The organism is Neorhizobium sp. BETTINA12A (assembly GCF_023006485.1).
Lineage (GTDB): Bacteria > Pseudomonadota > Alphaproteobacteria > Rhizobiales > Rhizobiaceae > Neorhizobium.
Genome location: NZ_JALBGW010000369.1, coordinates 1 through 514 on the forward strand (window position 1 = coordinate 1; position 514 = coordinate 514).

Below are 514 nucleotides of genomic sequence, written 5' to 3' on the forward strand. Positions count from 1 at the left end.
CGGAGATCCTCAGCGTCACGTCGACGCGCGGGCGGCCGAGCGCTGCCGGCGGCAGGACTTCGATGCCGGTGACACGGCCTGTCGCCGTATCCTGCACGGGTCTCGCCCCCATCAGCGCCAGGATCTGGGCGACTTCCTCGCCGCCGCTGCGCAGGGACGCGCTACCCCAGAGGTCGAAGACGAGGCTTTTCGGCCAGTCGCCGTGATCCTGGAGATAACGCCGCAGGATTTCATCGGCCGCACGTTTGCCAAGTTCGAAGGCGGTCGGCGTCGGCAGGGTGCGTGGATCGCTGGCGAAGAGATTGCGGCCGGTCGGCATGACGTCGCGCCTACCGCGCGCCGGGGCGCCGGATGGGCCGGGACGGATATGTTTTCCGTCCAGCGCGTCGAGCAAGGCCTGTCGTTCGGTTTCGGCGCTTTGAATGCGCAGCGGATCGTCATCGCCGGGTGCCACCTGCCCGAAGACGTGCTGGCCGTCCTTGATCGAAAAGTCCTTGAGATCGCAGAGAAAGGC

At 67.1% G+C, this 514-nt stretch carries 1 protein-coding gene; it reads right to left on the minus strand.

The features are described 5' to 3' along the window. Nucleotides 1-514 (minus strand): cobaltochelatase subunit CobN (locus MOV61_RS30210; protein WP_247139215.1); only part of this gene is annotated, 514 nt, incomplete at both ends.